Here is an 18153-nt window from a genome sequence, read left to right as displayed (position 1 = left end):
TCACTCCTTACGATGCCCCGTAGTTCGCCGGCGGTCACGCTGGGAAGCATTTCCGGCATGGGGAGCCTCGGAAGAACAACCGCCGCACTCACCTCGGCCGCCGCACTCGCCGCGCTGTGCGGCTGCACGGTGCAGGTCCCGGACGCGGACGGCAAGCACCACTCGCCGGTGCACGTCCAGCTGCCGGCCGATCCCACCCCCCGCTCCAGTCCCGGCCCCACCACGGCCCCGGCCGGTAGCCGGCCCGCCCCGCAGCCCGCCCGTGTGCTGTGGTCCCGCGGCGACACCGGCACGGCCGTACGCGAACTGCAGGCCCGTCTGCGCCAGGTGGCCTGGCTCTTCGACGGGCCGACGGGGACGTACGACGATCTGACGGAGAAGGCGGTCAGCGGCTTCCAGGGCAAGCGCGGGCTGCCGCGGACCGGGAAGACCGACCTCGTCACCTGGCAGCGGCTGCTGCGGATGACGCACGAGCCGGGCACCTGGGAGCTGTATCTGATGGGCGGTCAGCCGACCGCCGCGCCCGACCCGCGCTGTCTGACCGGACGGGTGCTCTGCATCAGCAAGACGACCCGGACATTGCGCTGGATGGTGGACGGCCGAACGGTGTCGACCATGTCGGTGCGCTTCGGCGCGCAGTACACACCGACCCGGGAGGGCGTGTTCAGCATCTACTGGAAGTCACGCCACCATGTGTCGACGCTCTATCACTCCCCCATGCCGTACGCGATGTTCTTCAGCGGCGGCCAGGCGGTGCACTTCTCGTACGACTTCGCGGCGCGCGGTTACGCGGGCGGCTCGCACGGCTGTGTCAATGTGCGGGACGAGGCGGCGATCGCGAAGCTCTTCGCGCAGGTGCGGACCGGTGACAAGGTCGTCGTCTACTGGTGAGACCAGGGAGATTCCGGGACCGGGGAGATTCGGGGCGCGAGCGGGACCGGGGGAACGTGTCCCGCCCGCGCCAGGTGCACGAGCCGTAGGTACGGGGGGAACCCCGGCTCAGTGCGACGGCCGATGACCAGTCGGCTCACTCATTACTGCGTGCGAGCGGCTGAAAACGTCACACCCCGCGCGAAAAAACTTCTGCGAGTTATAAAAACGCAGGTCAGAGGCGCAGGAAGGGGTCAGAGAGGCCAGAGAGGTCAGAGCGCGCTGTACGTCGGGCTCGGCGACGGGAGGGGTGCCCGGTCGGGACCGGTGGGCCGCTGCGGGCCGAAGGCCGTCGGTGCGGGCAGGCCGACCCCGCCGTCCTGGTGGTGGTCGTTGCCGCCGCGGCGATGACGGCCGTGCCCGTCCCGTCCGTGGCCGTCCTGGTCGCCCTGGCCGTCCCGGTCGCCCTGGTCGCCATGGCCGTCGCCGCCCTTGCCGTCGGCATTCTCACCGGGGGCGTCGGCGGCGGCCTCCAGGACGGCCTCGCAGTACTTCCACACCCGAGCGGAGCCGCCCGCCGCCCCCTCCAGAGCGCGCCTGCGGTCCGAGCCCACGGTCTTGCCGTCCCGGATGTCGCGGCAGGCCTCGGCCACACCGCGCCACCAGGTGCCGGTGCCGTCGGCGGTGCCGGGGGTGCCGTGCTTGTCCGTGCCCTTGCCGTCCTTGCCGGCCTCGCCGTCCTTGCCCGCCGTGCCGCGCGAGGAGCCGCCGCTCGGCCGGCCGCCCGCCGTGCCGCCGGGCGTGGGCGCACCGGACGTACCGCCCTGCACGCTGTCCCGCGAGGGCGAGCCGGCCGGACGGTCGGGGGTGGCGGCGGCCGAGACCGAGGCCCCGGGCCCGGACTTCTCGTCGCCGAAGGGCGTCGGCAGGGCTCCGGTTCCGGCGGCCACGGCGACCCCGCCGAGCATGCCCGCGGCCAGCGCGGCGGCGAGCCCCAGGCGTGCCGGGCGGGCCCAGCGCGGGCGGGAGCGCGGCAGGCGGGCGGCGCGGGACGGGCCGCCGATGCGGACCAGGCCGACCTCGGAGGAGCGGCCGGTGCGGCGCGTGGCGGACTCGGTGCCGCGGCCGACGGCGAACTCCTCGGCGGCCGTGGCCTCGCGCGCCTTGCGGAAGGCGGCCAACGCGGCTTCCTCGCCGGGGAGTTCGGCAGTGGGCGGGGTGGCGTCGGGGGAGAGTGCGCCGAGGGCCTTGGCGAGTCGCTCGGCCTGCTCGCGGGCGGCGGCGTCGACGGCTTCCAGCGACTCACCGCGCAGCAGATGTTCCGCCGTTTCCCGGTCCAGCCACTTGTACTGCTCGTCGGCCATCACATGTCCTTCTGCGTCCGCGCTCGCGTATGCGTCACAGTGGCGGACGTCACCGGGCGGCGGCGCGGTTCTCGCTGGGCGGGCAGTGCGTCGAGCACTCCGGCCGATTCCGGATCCTCCCCGAGCAGCTCCGCGAGCCGCTTCAATCCGCGGTGCGCGGCCGTGCGTACGGCGCCCGCGCGCTTGCCGAGCGTCTCGGCCGCGGTCTTGGCGTCTAGGCCCACGACCACCCGAAGGACGACCGCTTCGGCCTGGTCCTGCGGGAGCCGCGCGATGAGGGAGAGGGTGCTGCCGGTGGCCAGGGCCTCGATGGCCTCGCCCGCGGTGTCGGACTCGGCTGCCCGGCCGGTCAGTTCGGTCTCGTCGCCGCCGATCGCGGGGCGGCGGCCGCGCATCCGTATGTGGTCCAGCGCGCGGTTGCGGGCGATACGGGCCGCCCAGCCGCGGAACCGGTCCGCGTCCCCGCTGAACCGCTCCAGGTCACGGGCTATCTGCAGCCAGGCCTCGGACGTCACGTCCTCGGCGTCCGGATCGCCGACCAGCGTCCGTACGTAACCGAGCAGCCGCGGATGCACCGCGCGGTACACAGTCCGGAAAGCGGTCTCGTCCCCGTCCTGTGCCGCACGCACCGCGGCGGTCAGCTCCGCGTCGTCCCCCAGCACCCGTGGTTCCTCAGTAGATGGTCGCGGCTTCAGTAGATGGTCGCGGCTTCGAGTCCGCCGATCGATGCACTGGTCATGCATCTGCGCTCGACGCGAAAGGCACGTTACGACCTGAAACCGCTCCTCGTCCATGTCCGTACAAGATGCAACTAACTCGTGACGCACCGAGGTGTGACAGAAAACGCACTCATGGCGCTGTAGGAAGTACGGGTCGCCGCGCGGCCCGTGCCGCGCGACGGCCGGGGCCTCTCCTGTGGGGGGTGGCGGCTCCGGCCGTTGCCTCGGCAGCACGAATCCGGCCACCCGCGGTCGAACCACGGTCAATCCCCGGGTGAGCCGAATCACTTCTTCCCGTCGGGAATCACTTCTTCTTGGTGGAGTTCGGGTTCGGACTGCCCTTCCCGGAACCGCCCGAATTATCGCCCTTGTTCCCCTTGCCCGGATTGCCGGACCGGGTCGCCGCCTTGTCGACCGCCTGCGCCAACTGCCGGGCGCAGTACGCCGCGACGTTCTGCTCGCCGCCCGATGCCCGCACCAGCCGCTGCCAGGCCGTCGAACCCAGCGCCTTGCCACGGCCCTTGACCTGCTCATAGGCACGGCAGTGGGCGAGGGTGTCCTTGGCGGTGTCCGGGCGGCCGTGGGCCCCGGGGCCGGACGGCGCGAGCGACGTGCGGGACGGGCGGACTGCGGGCCCGTCGGTGGTGCCGGTCGCCGGTGCCGGACGATGCCCGTCGTCGTTCCCGCCGTGGGAGGTGACCGTGCCGATGGCCGCGACCGCGACGCCGCCCAGGGTGAGGCTCGCCAACGCCATCGCCACCGTGGTCTTCACCGAGCGCCGTCCGCGCCCGCGCTCACGGGGCCGCCAGTCGTCCCGGCGCCGGGTCCCCGTCCGGTGCGCCCCGGCGTCACGGGCGGCCCGGAACGCGTCCGCGGCACGCTGCTCGGCCTCGGGGTCGACGGCACCCGCCCGCAGGGCGGCACCGAGGAGCACCTCCAGGTTCTCGGGCTCGAACGTCCCACGGGAATCGGCGCCGTTCGGGTGCACGCGCCGACGGCCGGAGAAACCGCCGCCGCTTCGCCGTTCACCCATGTCCGCATCCATCCCTGTCCGGCGGTGCGCCGCCGCTTTTGTTCATGTCGACTCCCCCAGCGTGCGAGAGCCGTCTTCCGTCACACCTTCCGCCTCGTCCCCGACGCCGAGCCGCCGGGCCAGCCGCTTCAGCCCCCGGTACGCGGCGGTGCGCACGGCGCCGGGGCGCTTGCCCAGGACCCGTGCCGCCGCGGGGCCGTCGAGGCCGACGACCACCCGCAGCAGGACGGCCTCGGCCTGGTCGCGCGGCAGTTCGCGCAGCAGGCTCAGCGCGCCCTCGGTCGAGATGGCCTCCAGCGCCTGCTCATGGGTGCTGTGCCGGCCGGGCAGCTCCAGTACGTCCTGTTCCAGCGCCGTCGCCCGGGGCCGTACCCGCTGGCGGCGCAGATGGTCGAGCGCCCGGTGCCGGGCGATCGTCGCGCTCCAGCCGCGGAAGCCGGCCCCGTCGCCCTTGAACCTGCCCAGGTCCCGGGCGATCTCCAGCCAGGCGTCCGAGGCCACGTCCTCGGCGTCGTCGCCGACCAGGCCGCGCAGATAGCCGAGCAGACCGGGCTGCACCAGCCGGTACACGACCGCGAAGGCGGCCTCGTCGCCCTCCTGGGCCCGCGCGACGGCCGCGCCCAGCTCCCCGTCGTACGCCTGACCGCGACGGGGTTCCCCTCCCTGGCCCAAGAACCGTCCTCGTCCGTGCCGAGCCCGCGCTCGTGTTCGCGCCAGCAGCGAATCCGTGCCGTGGGACACGACAGGCGTGTCCCACGTCCCACGTTTCTCAGCGCCGACGCTCACAGATCTGTCACAGCTCCGGCAGTCCCGCCGGCCCCGGCCGATGTCAGTGGCGTCTCCTACGCTGCCGCCCCACCCACGCCGACTGGCTGGACGCCCTGAACTCCGACCGGCTCGACTTTCCCGGCCGCGCGCAGGGCAGGTGCACGGTGCGGTGTGGCAGCGATGGTGGTTGTAGGTGTGCAGGAAGATACAGACATCCAGGCGGAGGTCAGTGCTGGTTCACCGGCCAAACCGCCGCCGGGTCGCAGTGGGCCGGGCAGGCCAGCAGATAGACCTCGTTGCCGAGGAACAGGCCGTAGGTGTCGGCGCGGACGCTGTAGGACTGCTCCGGTTGACCGGGGTGGACGGCGAACTCCATGCCCTCGGGCACCTGACAGACGTACACCAGGTCGGCACCGCAGGCACACCGGTAGTACTCGGCATACTGCGCCCAGGACGGCTCACCGCCCACCTTGAACACCTGGGCCCCCCGCCCTTCGCCGGGGGTCTCCGCAAACGGCCGCAGTGTCAACGGCAGTGCGCGCACGGACGGTTCGGGTTCTGCCGTCGGCAACTCCGCGTGGCGCTGCAGCAGCACGCGCCAGAACGGACGCGGGAAGGGCGGCTGCGGAGCGTCCCAGTACCGGGGCACGAGCCGCCCATCCGCCAGCTGAGCGTCGGATGCGTCGTTGTGCGCGCGGCAGTGGAAGACCAGCAGGTGGTCTCCCCCGAACGACTCCACGTCCAGGGGTATGTCGAGCTGGAAGAACAGCGCCATCCGCTCGCCGCAGAAGCACTCCGGCCACTCCTGGCCGTCGTCGAGGAACGGCCAGCCGCCCACCGAGTTCCGCACCGGCCGGTCCAGCGGCTCGGTCCCGACCTCGATCGCGTGGGCGGCCGGTACCGCGCACATGTCCGTCACACCGGGTTCGATCATCCGCACACCCTAAGGCGCTGCCGCCGCCCCTGGCGCACCGCGCGTGTACCGCCCGTGTGCCGGGCCTGTACCGCCCATGTGCCGGGCCCTGGTCAGCCGGCTTCGCGGCGCGCCCGCCCGTGCAGGGTCAGCCAGAAGGTCTGCAACGAGTCCTCAGGACCGCCCACCTCGAAACGGTTGAGCACCCTGCCCAGCGGGTTCCACACCCGCCCGTCCGGCATGCGCACGCCCGTCGGCTGCCCGAAGTAGGCGCGCTGCCCGGCGTCGAAGTCCACCCACACCGCCCCCGCGCGGCGCACGAGCACCTCACCGACGTACGCCCCCAGCCCGAACAGAGCGTCCCGTGCCCGTTCCCGGTCGGCGCCGCCCTTGCGCAGCCCGTCGATCAAGAAGTCCACGACCCGCAGGCTGCGCTCGGAGTAGTCCAGTGGCAGCCGGGTGCGGACGGTGGCACGGGCGACGAAGGCAGCCGCGCACGCACGCATCTCGCCCGCGCACGGTCGTGTGTCCACTCCACCCATGACAACGTTCCCCCTTGGCTCGGATCAGAGGGAGCGGAGTCTCGTTCCCCCTTCCACCAAGCGGAACCTGACTCCCCAACATCACAGGTCGCAGGAGTGTCAATCGCCACATGGGCACTCACACCAGATGTACGACCTTCTTACCCTGGGGTGCGTCGCGCCGATCACTTCACACCGGACGGCAGGGTCACGTGCCCGCTGAACACGCCACGGTTGTCGGCGCGCACCTCCTGACTCACTGTGATGTCCCCACCCTGGAACGGCACATGAAACGCGAACGCGTACCGATGTGCCGCGACCCGATACCCATGAGCCGCATCCCCCAGATCCCACGTCTCCGTGAAGCTCTTCAGCGTGATCTGGCCGTCCGTCGCCGTGACGCCCGCCTTGCGCAACTGCGCCAGCGCGGGCTCCACTTCGCGCACGGCCCGCTTGAGCGCGGGACGGCCGCGGGCAGCCGACAACCCCCACCCTGACGCGCTCACCCGAAGTCGTACGCCCGCCCCTGTACGACTCACCGTCGCACTCTTCGCGTACGCGGCGAACGCGTCCAGCTCGGCCAAGGGGTCCTCGACGTCATCGGCGATATCGGGCTCGGACAGCGCCCCCTTCTTCCACCCCTCGTCACCCTTCTTGACGTAACCCGTGCCGCCGACGACATACACCACCTCGGGCTTGCGCTCCCCCTTGCTGGTGGTGATCGTGCCGGTCTGCCGGAGCGCGACGGGGGCGGTGGTCCGGTGCACGGTCGCGGCGTACGTCGCCCCGGACGGCGCCTGCCCCTGCATCACGGCGGACTCGCTGCCCCGCAGGGCGAACGTCCACCCCTTCTCGGCACCCATGGCCTCCCGGGCACGGGCGACGAACTGCGCGGCGGTCTTCGGCTCCGGCCTCGCCTTCGGTGTGCCCTTCGGCGCAGATTCTGTCTGCGCGGGCTTGGAGGAAGTGTGCCGCCCGGCCGGCCTCCGCTCGCCGCCCTGCGATGAGCAACCGGCCGACACGGCCACGGCAACCGCGACCGACACAACACCGAGCGCACGACGCCCACTCGGGCAGGGGGATATTCCGATTCCGGGCAGCACGAATCAACCCTTCAACAGAGATGGTGAGTTCGATGGAGGCCCGGTTATACAGCAGCGGCGGAGAAGACGGCGAGCGTGTGGATGAAACGGGGCGAGTGAGACAGAGCAGGCCTGGTTGCCGGCTCAGCCGCCGCCGACAGCAGCTTGACCTCGTAGTAGGACCGGGGCGTCAACCAGGCGGCCAGGCAGGCGGCGCCGTTCCGGCCAGGACAGCGCTTCCCAGTCTCCCGGCCAGCAGGAGGCCCGCGGGAGGTTGACCGCCCGGAGGCCTGACGGCGCCGTAACCCATGCACCGAGGCGGGAGTTCGGGCCGCGAAGGGCAGTTCCAGAAAGGCCTGCACCCGCAGCACGCTCGGCGCAAGAAGCCCGGGCGCGGGAAATTGCCCGGCCAGATGGCTCAGGGCGGAATTCCGCGACGCCAGAGCGAACCACCCGACGGGCAGATACCGCGCGACGAACGACGGGTCCCCGTCGTGGACGCGCAGGACGTAGACGGTGAACAGGCCAGGGCACGCGGGGTGATCGCGAGGGCCGAGACGACCGACGCGACGACCACCACGTCCCCGAGTGTCCGCACGTTCATCACGTGTGGACGTACACCTTGCATTCCGTGCCCGTCCGGTGAGTCAGGACACCCACCGGCTCGTCCCCGTCCCGGAGGTAGCGCTCGTCCTCGTCGCCGTCGGTCCAGCCGTGGTCCCGCGCGAAGGCCTGGACACCGGCGATGGCTCCGTCCCGGGAGGAGGCATTGCGCAGTCCGCTGCCGGAGACGAAGCCGGACACCGCGGGACAGGGCATCCACAGCACGGCCGCCATCGGGTACTCGTCGTCCGCGGACCACGCGTAATACCCGACGACCTTCGCCGACGCGGGCACATCGAGGCCGAAGTCACGGAACGCCTTGGCCGCACTCACATCGGTGTGCGTGCCCGGGAAGGCGCCCGGAAAGTGCTTCTTCGGTTCCTCGCCGCACGAGGCGACCGCCGGCAGTGACAGCAGACCCAGAAGCAGGCCCGCGGCCATGCGCCGCATGGCACGGATGTTCATCTCACCTCCCGATCGAGTACGAGTAGCTGCCCCAGACGCTGTGTGACCAGTTGCTCGCTCGCCATGCGCGGCAAGCACGTCCAAAACGCGTCCGCCTACGGGAAGTTCGGCCCGTCGGGTGACGTCCGGGCCTTTCTTTGCGCTTTACAAGTATCGCCTGTGTGACAGGTGGTGTCATCGTGGTTCGTTTCTAGGGGTGGGGTAGTTGAGTCCTCGCAGGACGCGTGCGTACAGACCGCTCAGTCTCAAGCGGAGGGCGTGGCTGACGCTCGGAGCCGTCGTCCTGGGTGGCGCGGGAGCCGTCACCTATGCGATCGCGGATCCCGGCGCGCAGAGTGACGGCAAGGGCGCCGGCCGCAAGGCGGCCGTGCACACGGTCAAGTTGGAGAGCCGGGGCGCCGGCCGCAAGGGTCTGGGGCAGCAGCGCACCGACCGGTTCAGCGCGCTGTTGCTGACCTGGGACGACGCCCATGTGAACGCCAAGGGCAGGCCCGAGGTGCGCACCCGGGACATCGAGACGGGCAAGTGGTCCGGGTGGCAGCGGCTGGCGGACGATCCGTTCCAGGCCGACGGAGTGGAGGCACAGCGGGCCGCCGGTGCCGTGCGCGGCGGTACGGCCTCGCTGTGGACCGGTGACTCCGACGGCGTCCAGGTGCGCCTGGTGAACGCCGACGGCACCGAGGCGGGCGGCCAGCCGGCCGGCATGGACGTCAGACTGCTCGACCCGGGCACCGACCCGAAGGGCGCCACGGAGCCCGCGGCGTTCGCGGAGGAGACCACCGCCCCGGCGACGGACTCCGCGGCACCGACGGGCTCCCCGCTGCCGACGGACTCGCCGGCCGAGACCGTCACGCCGAGCGACCCGCCGGTCCCGACGGACCCGCCGTCCGACTCGCCTTCGGCCTCCGTGTCCGACTCGGCCTCCGCGTCCGTCTCGCCGTCCCCGTCCAGCACGGTCCCGGCCCCGCGCCCCTCCACGGTCGCGAAGCCGCCGATCATCACGCAGGCCGAGTGGGGCGCCTCCACCGCCTACAACGGCACACCCGAGTACGGCACCGAGATCAAGGCCGCCGTGATCCACCACACGGGCGTCGACAGCGACAACAAGTTGTCCTGCGCCGAGTCCCGTGGCCGTATGCGGACCATCCAGCAGGAGCACTTCGCCCGCGGCTACTTCGACGTCGGCTACAACTTCGTCGTCGACCGCTGCGGCCAGATCTTCGAGGGCCGCAGCGGCGGCGCGGACCTGCCGGTGATCGGCGCGCACGACATCGGGTTCAACACCAACACGGTCGGCATCTCGTACATCGGCAACTACATGAGCGCGCAGCCGTCCCGGGCCGCGCTCGACTCGATCGCCCGCATCGTGGCCTGGAAGTTCGGGATGTACGGCGTCGACCCGACCGGCAAGGTGACGCTGACCTCCGGCAGCGCCGCGGGCGTCGACGGCAACAAGGTCGCGAAGGGCACGTCCGTCACGCTGCCGCGCGTCTTCGGGCACCGGGACACCAACACCACGGCCTGCCCCGGCGACAACCTCTACAAGAAGCTCCCCCTGATCGCCACGCTGGCCAGGACGCCGGGTGTCTCGCACGCCCTGCGCACCTCGGACTACAACCGGGACGGCATCACCGACCTGGTCGCCGGCACCCCCAAGGCGAACTCGGTGACCGTCGTGCCGGGCGGCGTCGACGGGCCGGTCAAGGCGTCGAAGGTGACGCTCACCCAGAACAGCCCCGGAGTCCCCGGCTCCTCCGAGAGCGGCGACGCCTTCGGCACCTCGACCTCCTGGGGCGACGTCAACGGCGACGGCTACGCCGACCTCGCGATCGGCGCGCCCGGCGAGGACGACACCAGCGGCCACGCGGACCGGGGCGCCGTGACGGTGCTGTACGGGCCGGGTCTCAACTCCGGTTTCTCGTACACCACGTCGGGTGTCACGGCCACGGGCGCCAAGCTCGGCTCCACGGTCACGGTCGGCGACTTCAACGGCGACGGCAAGGCGGACGTGTTCTCGGCCGGCACCGGCAAGGGCGGCAACTGGAACGTCCGGCTGACCGGTGGCGCCACCACCGCCGGCACCCTGACCACCGCCACGGGTTCGGTGGCCTATCTGGACGCCGCGACCGGCGACTTCAACCGGGACGGCTACGGCGACGTGGCCCTCAACTACCGTGACGCGGGCGGCATCGGGCGCGTGGTCCGGTTCGCAGGCTCGGCGACGGGTCTGACCAAGGCGGGCGTCATCTCCGTCAAGGGCGGCCGGTCGATCGCGGCCGGAGACGTCAACGGCAACGGTTACGACGACATCGTCATCGGCCAGCCGGTCGCGGGCGAGTCCGGCGGCAAGGCGGGCGGCCAGGTCACGATGGTCCCGGGCACGTCGACGGGCTTCACGACCACCGGCATGACCGTGATCCACCAGGACACGACGGGCGTCCCGGGAGCGGACGAGTCCGGTGACGCCTTCGGTACCGCCGTCTCGGTCGGCGACTTCAACGCCGACGGCTACCAGGACGTGCTCGCGGGCGCCCCCGGCGAGGACCTCACCCGCGACGGCGTGAACCGCTCCAACGCGGGCGCGGCGTTCCTGGTCAAGGGCAGCGCCGCCGGTCTCACCGGCTCCGGCGCGGTCCTCGTCTCGCAGGACACCACGGGGGTCCCGGGCAGCACCGAGACCGACGACCGGTTCGGCTCGTCGGTGTCCCTGACGGACCTGTCCGGGTACGGGCGCGCCGATCTGACGTTCGGTGTGGAGGGCGAGGACGCCGGTGACGGCATCCTGATGTACCTGCCGAGCAACAGCACGGGCCTCGGCTACAGCCAGACCCTCGTCCTCAGCAGGTCGGCACTGGGCACACCGGCGGGGGCCCGGCTGGGCCAGACGCTGACGCCGTAACCCTGTTCAGCAGTCGGCCGGGGTCCCGCACAGCGGGGCCCCGGCCTTCGGTTTTTCCGAGCCGTGTGCATTTCTGTTTTCCCGAGCCGTACGCATGCGGCTCGTCCGAGCCGTGCGGACGCGGACTGTCGGAGCCGTGCGGACGCAACCCGTCAGAGCCGTGCGGACGCGGCCGTCGCGTCCCGGCACAGCAGTCGCAGCGACCCCTGCCCGTCGAAGCAGCGGCGGGCCTCGGCGATGGGGTCCCAGAGCCGGCCGTCGGACGTACGGACCCAGTGGTCGCCGCCGGTCGCCCACCACTCGGCGCCGGTCTGCCGGACGATCACCTCACCGGCGTACGCGCCCAGAGCGCGCAGCACGTTCTCGACGGCGGCGTACGGTGCGTCCTCGCGCCGGATGTCCTCGATCAGCCGGTCGACGCGCCACAGGCTCTGCGCCGAGTAGTCGAGCCGCACCCGCGCGCCCTCACGCATGGTCGCCACCGCGTCGGCCGCCCACCGCACCGGCTTCGCCGCCGCATGCGGCCTGGTCTCCTGCTGTGTTCTCACATACTCGACAGTCACATTCGGTAGAGCGAGGTCAGCGGCGTTTTCGTCACCGAGATCCGGGCCGTTTCCGCAACCGGTGCAGGACCGGCGCAGCGCGCCCGCACAACGCCCACAGGATCCGCTCAGGATTTCGGGTTTGCCTGTGAGTGATGCTTGGGGCCTCCGGTGCGCTCCATTGAGTGATGAGCACGTACTTCCATCTCCGCGCGATACCTGCCCCGGCGCTGCGCAACAGCGCCAACTGGCTGCGCAGGCTGTTCGAGGACGACTGGAACACGGTGCGGGTGCGGCTCGACCGGCACCGTGAAGAGATGCTGGACAAGCGGTATCTCGACCACGATCTCCTCTACGTCGGCGCCTCGCTGCGCCATGACATGGAGGGTCCGGAGACCGACGTGGTGCTCGGCGGGCGCCGCGTCTGTCACCCCGACCCCGCCCAGCCGCCGTTCCTGCTGCTCACCGCGGCGGAGGCGGACCGGGTCGCCGCATTCCTCGACTCGATCGACTTCGAGTCGCTGTGGCGTCTGGCCCGGCACGATCTCGTGCCGCGCGATGCCGATGCCGACACGGAGTCACAGGTCCGGGCCGCCTTCGAGTCGGCGCACCGGGATCTGTCGGCGTTCTACGCACAGGCGGCTCACTACGGCGAAGCAGTGGTGAAGTGGATCGTGCGGTGAAGCGGCTCGTGCGGTGAAGCGTGCCGAGGCGGGCGGTGCGCTGGGCCTCAGGCCCGGCCGCGTGCCCGCCGCGACACGACCGCGCGCAGCACCCGCCGCCCCTCGACCGACACCTCCAGCGCCCGGCGCAGCCCGCCCGCGCCGTGCTCGGCGAGCAGTTCCAGGACGGTGACCTGGCGCCGCAGTTCGGCGGCGACCAGCGGCGACATGCCCTCCGTACGGCCCTCTCGGCGCTGGTCGACGGAGCCGGCACCGTCCTCGGCGGGGTCGAGGAGGCGGTGGATCTGGAGCGAGGCGACCGAGCAGGCGTCGGCCCACACCCGTATCTCGGCGGCGTCGCGCACGGCCGGGGCGGCGCCCAGCATCCGGCGGGCGAGCAGCGCGGCCTCGTCCTCGCCGGGCTCGTCGGGGTCGGCCGAGTCGAGCGCGGCGCGCGCCTTCTCCAGGCACTCGCCCCAGTCGCCACCGCCGTCCGTCAGGCTTGCCCAGACCGGCCGAAGGACCTCGTCGTCGCCGCCCAGCAGGGGGACGCACCGATCCAAACAAGCCAACCCGCTGGCAGCCAGTCCGCGTTCGTCGGCCTGCGCGATCAGTTCCACCAGGCTCATCCACGCCTCCCTCGCCAGGGCGCCGACCTTACGGAGCCCGCACTTCCCCTTACTGCGTGCGATGGGCCGGTAGTGTCACAGGGGCACCACACCGAGCAGGTCGAGAAGGCGGAAGAAGAGGTTTTCGGCCAACGGGTCGGGGTCGGCGGTCAGCACCTCGATCAGCGCCTCGGCGCTGACCGTGTGCCCGGCCTCGGCGGCCCAGGCGACCGCGCGTCCGGCGGCGTCGGCGGGTTCGAGGAAGTAGTCGTCCAGGGTGAGACCCTCGCGCTCGGCACCCAGGTACCCGGCCATCGCCGCCCGTGCCAGACACGTGGTCCAGCCACCGCTCTCCGGCGCGGCCGCCTCGACGACCGCACAGGCGCTGTCCATCACGTACCCGAAGAGCGCGGGCGCGCCGGTCTGTTCGGCGAGCGCGTTCATGTTCCCGATGTCGCCGCCGTCCCCGGTGTACTCCCACACCTGCCAGCCGCCGGGCGCCGAGGCCCGCCGGGTCATGCCCTGGGCGCCGGACAGCGCGTCCAGCTCGGCGAGCGGCCGCTCGGCGCGGCCGACGACGAAGTAACCCCAGTGCCCCATTGCTCGTCCCCCCACGGCCGCACGGTTCGGTCGCGCCGAATACACCACAGTCGTACAGGGGTTCGCAGCCGTATGCGGTATTGCACGTCGGGAAGGGCAGTAATGAGCGCCGAGGAAAGGCGGTATTGCGCGCCGGGGGAGGTCAGACCGCGGCGGGCACCGGTCCCGCGAGCGCCTTGTGGTGCTGCATCCGGGTCAGCCGCAGCACGACGAGGACGGCGAGCACGGCCGCCGCCATGTCGAGCACGTCGGAGAACAGCATCGTGCGGGTGGCGTCGCGCAGCTCCGCCGCGCCCTCGGCCCTGCGGTAGCCGGTCAGCGCGGCCCGGTCGGCGAAGAGCGACATGATCCACAGCGTCCACCAGGCGTTGACCAGCGCGTGCGAGGCGGGCTTGCCCCACGGGCTGCTGGCGTCCCAGATGTCGAGGGTGATCCGGCGCGGGTACCACAGGTTCACCACGGGGGTGAACCAGCCGCCGATCGCCCAGCCGCGCGACTTGCTGTGCCCGGACGCGTCGAACACCTCGGCGTTGACCCGCACCCGGTGGAACCAGCACAGGAAGACCACGATGCTCCCGATCAGCGCGACTCCCTGGACGATGCCCGACGCACCGTAGAGGGAGTCGGCGCGGTGGGCCCGCCGCACCACGTCGGAGCCGCCCGCGCCGTCCACGAGGTCACCGGTGACGTCGAGCTGCAGGAAGTCGGCCCAGATCGCGAACAGATCGGCGGCGATGACGAGCCCGAGCGCCACGGCGGCGGCCCGGCCGAGCACCACCGGCGAGCGCAGCCGGGCACCGGGCGCGGCGGCGTTCGGCACTCCGGTGTACGGCGTCCCGGTGTACGTCGGCATCGGCGCGGGCGGCTCGCCCGCGCACCGGGTGCAGAGGGTTCCGCCGGGCGCGGCGGCGAAGTGATGGCAGCGCGAACAGATCATTGAGTCCCCCGAGGTGTGGTCGCGAATCCGGGCACGGCTCTCCCCCGTGAGGCACGTGCGCGGTATCCGGAAGATACGGTTCGAAAGACTCGTACGTCCACTCGATCGGGCGTCAGCCCAGCCGGTCCGCCAGCTTCTTGAACTCCGTCCAGGGCATGGTGGGTGTGCCCGGGTCCCACAGCTTCTGGGCGGTGGCCCGCAGCGGCATCCGGATGCCGGCGGCCACCTGGTCCTGCGTCTGGGCGTACGCGCGGTCGCTCCAGACCGCGAAGGACCCGCCGAGTATCTGCCCGTCGTACCGGGCGGGCACGGCGGTGGTGCCGCGCAGCACCCGCGGGTTCCACTGCTCGTAGATCCGCTGTCCCGTGGGATAGACGAAGGTCTGCGGCTCCCCGAGGACGTAGTACAGGAACTCGTCGTTGTAGTTGAGGACCTGCCGTCCCGCGCTCAGGTACTCGATCGGCTGCCGGGCGCCGATCTCCTTGCCGGTCCAGTAGGCGACCTGGAGGTCCTTGGCGGGCTGGACGGACGTGCCCCGCAGGAAGCCGTCGTTCCAGACCCGTATCGTCCGACGGTGGGCGCGGACCGTGTCGGCGCGGTCGTCGAGCCAGCCGGTGGTGAGGTCGGCGACGGTCCCGCCGGAGCCGTACGCCTTCCGCGCGGCCGCGGCCAGCTGCGGGTAGGAGGCCTGCGGGTCGGCGACCACGAGCGCCTGGTACTCGTCGCCGCCGAGGTGCCAGTAGGCGCCGGGGAACACGCTCGCGTACTCGCCCAGCAGGTCGTCGACGATCGCCGCGGACGCGCCCTTGGATATGTCGATCGCCCCGCGCGTCGGAACGCCCTGCGCGTTGCGCAGTTGCAGATCGGGGTGGGCGGCGAGGACGGCGCCCAGGTGCCCGGGCGAGTCTATTTCGGGCACGACGGTGATGTGCCGGCCGGCCGCGAGGTCGACGATCCGCTTGACCTGGGCCTTGGTCAGATGGTTGGCGGAGACGATCTCGGGGTGGGTCGTGGACTCGATCCGGAACCCCTGGTCGTCGGAGAAATGCAGCCCCAGCTGGTTGTACTTCAGGTCCCCCAGCTCACGCACCCGGTCCTCGATCCAGGACGCGCTGTACGGCTTGCGCGCTATGTCCAGCATGAACCCGCGCTGCGGCTTGGCCGGCTGGTCGCGGACGACGCCCTCCGGGGCCGTACCGCCGCCGTGGACCTCCTGCTTGAGGGTGCGCGTGCCGTAGAAGACTCCCGCGTCGGCGGGACCGGTTATGTTCACGCCCCCGCCGCGCACGGTCATGGTGTACGACTCCGGGTCCGCGCCCTTGCCGCCGCCGAGCGCCAGCCGTACGTCCCCCGGGCGTACGTCGTTCTTCTCGCCCGCGTACGACAGCCCCAGCTCGCCGGCTATGAGCCGCCCCTCGTCGGCGAGCGCCGGGTCGCTCACCACCACGCGCTCACCGCGCGCCGTACGCCAGCCGGGGCCGTGTGCGGGGGTGTGGGAGCGGACGGCGGGGATCGTGCGGGGCGCCTGGGACAGCGGGTAGGAGCGGGTGGGCGTCGGGGCGGCCGGGGTCTTGCCCGGGGTCGTCGCCGTGGTGCCCGGGGCCGTCCGCTCCGCCCCCGCGGGCTGTCCGCCGTCGCCCCCGCCCGTGGAGGCCCAGACCGCGAGCCCGGTGCCGAGGGCCACCGTGCCGACGAAGGCGGCGGCGGTCAACGCCCGCCTCCGCCTCACCTGCTGCGCCGACGCCCGACGCCTGTGCTGGCTCACCTTGCCAACCTATGACTCCCGGAAGGGCGATGCGTCCACCGCATGGTCCGAAACTCTCCCGTCCGAGTGAAATTCGGGCATCCTTCGGACACACCCTGACCGCTCTCGGTAACGTGGCGATACATCTTTCCCAGCTTCCCCTGCCAAAACACATGTGACGCGAGGACCCACGCTGCCTGCGCACCGTCTCCCGTACCTTCCGGAGCAGACCCGCACTCCCACCTGCGCCGACCTTCTGGAGGGCTTCAACACCGCGCCCGTCGAAGAGGCTCACGCCGTCCTCCTCGCCTGTCTGCGCAGCGTGCGCTGGGCGCGGCGCGTCGCCGACCACCGTCCCTACCCCGACCTGGACTCCCTCCTGGCTGCGGCGGACGAGGCGGCGTACGACCTCGCTCCCGCGGACCTCTCGGAAGCGCTGGCCGGGGAGTCGTTGCCGGACCTGCCCGAAGACACGTACTCCGCCGCGCACACCGCACTGAGTGCCGCACATGCCGCATACGAGGCACGATTCGGACACGCGTTCATCATCTATCTGGGTGACACTCCGCCCGAGGAAACCCTCGACCGCATCCTCGAAGGAATCCGGTCACGATTGACGAACGATCGCGAGGAGGAGCGCGTCCTCACGGCGGAAGAGATCCGGCGCCTCGCGAAGCAACGGCTGGGGCAGCTGCTCGGGGGCGCGGGGAGCCGCACGAGAAGCCACAACGCACCCGCACCCGGCAGATAACGGGACAGCCCACCCCAGATGCCGCCCCGCCAATAGCCCGTCCGGTGCCAGTTTGATCACACGAGGTAGGCCCCCTGTCAGGCGAGCGGCGGCACGTGGCTACGATGCTGGGGGCCGGTGGACCGTACCCGGCCGGGCCCGACCGACAACCGAAGCCGGCGCGGCCCTAGTCCCCGCTCCCGGAGGGTTCTTCCGTGCCGGCTGGAACGCTGTACCGCGGCCGGGAAGGAATGTGGTCCTGGGTGGCTCACCGAGTCACCGGCGTCCTCATCTTCTTCTTCCTGTTCGTTCATGTGCTGGACACTGCTCTCGTCCGTGTCTCCCCCGAGGACTACGACAAGGTCGTAGCCACGTACAAGACGCCGATCGTCGCGCTGCTGGAGTACGGCCTGGTGGCCGCCATTCTCTTCCACGCGCTCAACGGCCTGCGCGTCATCGCCGTCGACTTCTGGTCGAAGGGCGCGCGCTACCAGAAGCAGATGCTGTGGTCCGTGGTCGTCGTCTGGGTCGTCCTGATGGCCGGCGCGATCTACCCGGTCCTCGGCCACGCCGCTCGTGTCCTGTTCGGGAGCTGACGCCGATGTCCACCACTGAAACCACCGCGTCCGGGATCGGCCCCGTCGAGGGCGACGCCCTGTACAACGTCGACAACCCGGCCCCGCTCATCGAGGCTCCGCGCAAGCGCACCAAGAAGACCCCGCGGTCCACCCGCGGCAACTTCGAGATGGCCGCCTGGCTGTTCATGCGCCTGTCCGGTGTCGTGCTGGTCGTCCTGGTCCTCGGCCACCTGCTGATCCAGCTTTTCCTGGACGGCGGCGTCTCCAAGATCGGCTTCGCCTTCGTGGCCGGCCGCTGGGCGTCCCCGTTCTGGCAGGTCTGGGACCTGTTGATGCTCTGGCTCGCGATGCTGCACGGTGCCAACGGCCTGCGCACGATCATCAACGACTACGCGGAGCGCGCGAACACCCGGCTGTGGCTCAAGGGCCTGCTCTACACCGCCACGGTGTTCACCATCCTGCTGGGCTCGCTGGTGATCTTCACCTTCGACCCGAACATCCGCTAGGTACGGGGC

At 71.5% G+C, this 18153-nt stretch carries 19 protein-coding genes; 6 read left to right on the top strand and 13 right to left on the bottom strand.

Annotated elements, in window-relative coordinates; all coding sequences use genetic code 11:
- The first annotated feature begins 57 nt into the window (after positions 1-57).
- Entirely contained in the window at positions 58-891 is an 834-nt protein-coding gene (locus tag AB0I54_RS01525; RefSeq protein ID WP_363293817.1) for a L,D-transpeptidase family protein, read from the top strand.
- Positions 892-1142: 251 nt separating this feature from the next.
- On the opposite strand, the gene AB0I54_RS01520 is transcribed toward AB0I54_RS01525, so the two are convergent.
- The 8 genes from AB0I54_RS01520 to AB0I54_RS01485 all read right to left on the bottom strand — a co-directional run bounded on the left by AB0I54_RS01520 (position 1143) and on the right by AB0I54_RS01485 (position 8338).
- A complete protein-coding gene (locus AB0I54_RS01520) occupies positions 1143-2234 on the bottom strand; it encodes a hypothetical protein (RefSeq protein WP_363293816.1) in 1092 nt (363 codons plus the stop codon).
- On the bottom strand, positions 2234-2896 hold the full coding sequence (locus tag AB0I54_RS01515; RefSeq protein ID WP_363293815.1) for an RNA polymerase sigma factor: 663 nt from the start codon (positions 2894-2896) through the stop codon (positions 2234-2236). The genes AB0I54_RS01520 and AB0I54_RS01515 overlap by 1 nt, the downstream gene beginning before the upstream one ends.
- A gap of 361 nt (positions 2897-3257) precedes the next feature.
- Positions 3258-3986, bottom strand: a complete 729-nt coding sequence (locus AB0I54_RS01510) for a hypothetical protein (RefSeq protein WP_363293814.1) — start codon at positions 3984-3986, stop codon at positions 3258-3260.
- Positions 3987-4028: 42 nt separating this feature from the next.
- Positions 4029-4658: an RNA polymerase sigma factor gene (locus AB0I54_RS01505; protein ID WP_363293813.1), complete on the bottom strand. Its 630-nt coding sequence runs from the start codon at positions 4656-4658 to the stop codon at positions 4029-4031.
- A gap of 322 nt (positions 4659-4980) precedes the next feature.
- A complete protein-coding gene (locus tag AB0I54_RS01500) occupies positions 4981-5688 on the bottom strand; it encodes a hypothetical protein (protein ID WP_363293812.1) in 708 nt (235 codons plus the stop codon).
- A 92-nt stretch (positions 5689-5780) separates the two neighbouring features.
- Positions 5781-6209: a hypothetical protein gene (locus AB0I54_RS01495; RefSeq protein WP_363293811.1), complete on the bottom strand. Its 429-nt coding sequence runs from the start codon at positions 6207-6209 to the stop codon at positions 5781-5783.
- A 164-nt stretch (positions 6210-6373) separates the two neighbouring features.
- A complete protein-coding gene (locus AB0I54_RS01490; RefSeq protein ID WP_363293810.1) occupies positions 6374-7051 on the bottom strand; it encodes a hypothetical protein in 678 nt (225 codons plus the stop codon).
- An 822-nt stretch (positions 7052-7873) separates the two neighbouring features.
- Entirely contained in the window at positions 7874-8338 is a 465-nt protein-coding gene (locus tag AB0I54_RS01485; RefSeq protein WP_363293809.1) for a hypothetical protein, read from the bottom strand.
- Positions 8339-8543: 205 nt separating this feature from the next.
- Here AB0I54_RS01485 and AB0I54_RS01480 point away from each other — a divergent pair, with 205 nt between their 5' ends.
- Positions 8544-11237: an N-acetylmuramoyl-L-alanine amidase gene (locus tag AB0I54_RS01480; RefSeq protein WP_363293808.1), complete on the top strand. Its 2694-nt coding sequence runs from the start codon at positions 8544-8546 to the stop codon at positions 11235-11237.
- Positions 11238-11389: 152 nt separating this feature from the next.
- On the opposite strand, the gene AB0I54_RS01475 is transcribed toward AB0I54_RS01480, so the two are convergent.
- The gene (locus tag AB0I54_RS01475; RefSeq protein ID WP_363293807.1) at positions 11390-11785 is read right to left on the bottom strand and encodes a hypothetical protein; all 396 of its coding nucleotides are present in this window, start codon (positions 11783-11785) and stop codon (positions 11390-11392) included.
- A gap of 182 nt (positions 11786-11967) precedes the next feature.
- Between AB0I54_RS01475 and AB0I54_RS01470 the strand changes: the two genes are divergently transcribed.
- Positions 11968-12462 (top strand): DUF1877 family protein, encoded by a 495-nt coding sequence (locus tag AB0I54_RS01470; RefSeq protein ID WP_363293806.1) that lies wholly within the window; start codon positions 11968-11970, stop codon positions 12460-12462.
- Between the two features lie 47 nt (positions 12463-12509).
- On the opposite strand, the gene AB0I54_RS01465 is transcribed toward AB0I54_RS01470, so the two are convergent.
- From AB0I54_RS01465 to AB0I54_RS01450, 4 genes are all read right to left on the bottom strand, one after another.
- The gene (locus AB0I54_RS01465) at positions 12510-13070 is read right to left on the bottom strand and encodes a hypothetical protein (protein ID WP_363293805.1); all 561 of its coding nucleotides are present in this window, start codon (positions 13068-13070) and stop codon (positions 12510-12512) included.
- 75 nt (positions 13071-13145) lie between these two features.
- Positions 13146-13649, bottom strand: coding sequence for a hypothetical protein (locus AB0I54_RS01460; RefSeq protein WP_363294345.1), 504 nt, complete (start codon positions 13647-13649; stop codon positions 13146-13148).
- Positions 13650-13791: 142 nt separating this feature from the next.
- Positions 13792-14586: a DUF4328 domain-containing protein gene (locus AB0I54_RS01455; protein ID WP_363293804.1), complete on the bottom strand. Its 795-nt coding sequence runs from the start codon at positions 14584-14586 to the stop codon at positions 13792-13794.
- A 112-nt stretch (positions 14587-14698) separates the two neighbouring features.
- Positions 14699-16297, bottom strand: coding sequence for a glycoside hydrolase family 20 protein (locus tag AB0I54_RS01450; protein ID WP_363293803.1), 1599 nt, complete (start codon positions 16295-16297; stop codon positions 14699-14701).
- 208 nt (positions 16298-16505) lie between these two features.
- On the opposite strand from AB0I54_RS01450, the gene AB0I54_RS01445 reads away from it, so the two are divergent.
- From AB0I54_RS01445 to AB0I54_RS01435, 3 genes are all read left to right on the top strand, one after another.
- Positions 16506-17081: a 2-oxo-4-hydroxy-4-carboxy-5-ureidoimidazoline decarboxylase gene (locus AB0I54_RS01445; RefSeq protein WP_363293802.1), complete on the top strand. Its 576-nt coding sequence runs from the start codon at positions 16506-16508 to the stop codon at positions 17079-17081.
- Positions 17082-17275: 194 nt separating this feature from the next.
- Positions 17276-17656: a succinate dehydrogenase, cytochrome b556 subunit gene (sdhC, locus tag AB0I54_RS01440; protein WP_363293801.1), complete on the top strand. Its 381-nt coding sequence runs from the start codon at positions 17276-17278 to the stop codon at positions 17654-17656.
- Between the two features lie 5 nt (positions 17657-17661).
- Entirely contained in the window at positions 17662-18144 is a 483-nt protein-coding gene (locus AB0I54_RS01435) for a succinate dehydrogenase hydrophobic membrane anchor subunit (RefSeq protein WP_363293800.1), read from the top strand.
- Positions 18145-18153: the final 9 nt, after the last annotated feature.

It is taken from the genome of Streptomyces sp. NPDC050625 (assembly GCF_040654755.1).
Lineage (GTDB): Bacteria > Actinomycetota > Actinomycetes > Streptomycetales > Streptomycetaceae > Streptomyces.
The sequence above is the reverse complement of the archived record's forward strand: the minus strand, read 5'-3'. Positions and strand labels throughout refer to the sequence as shown.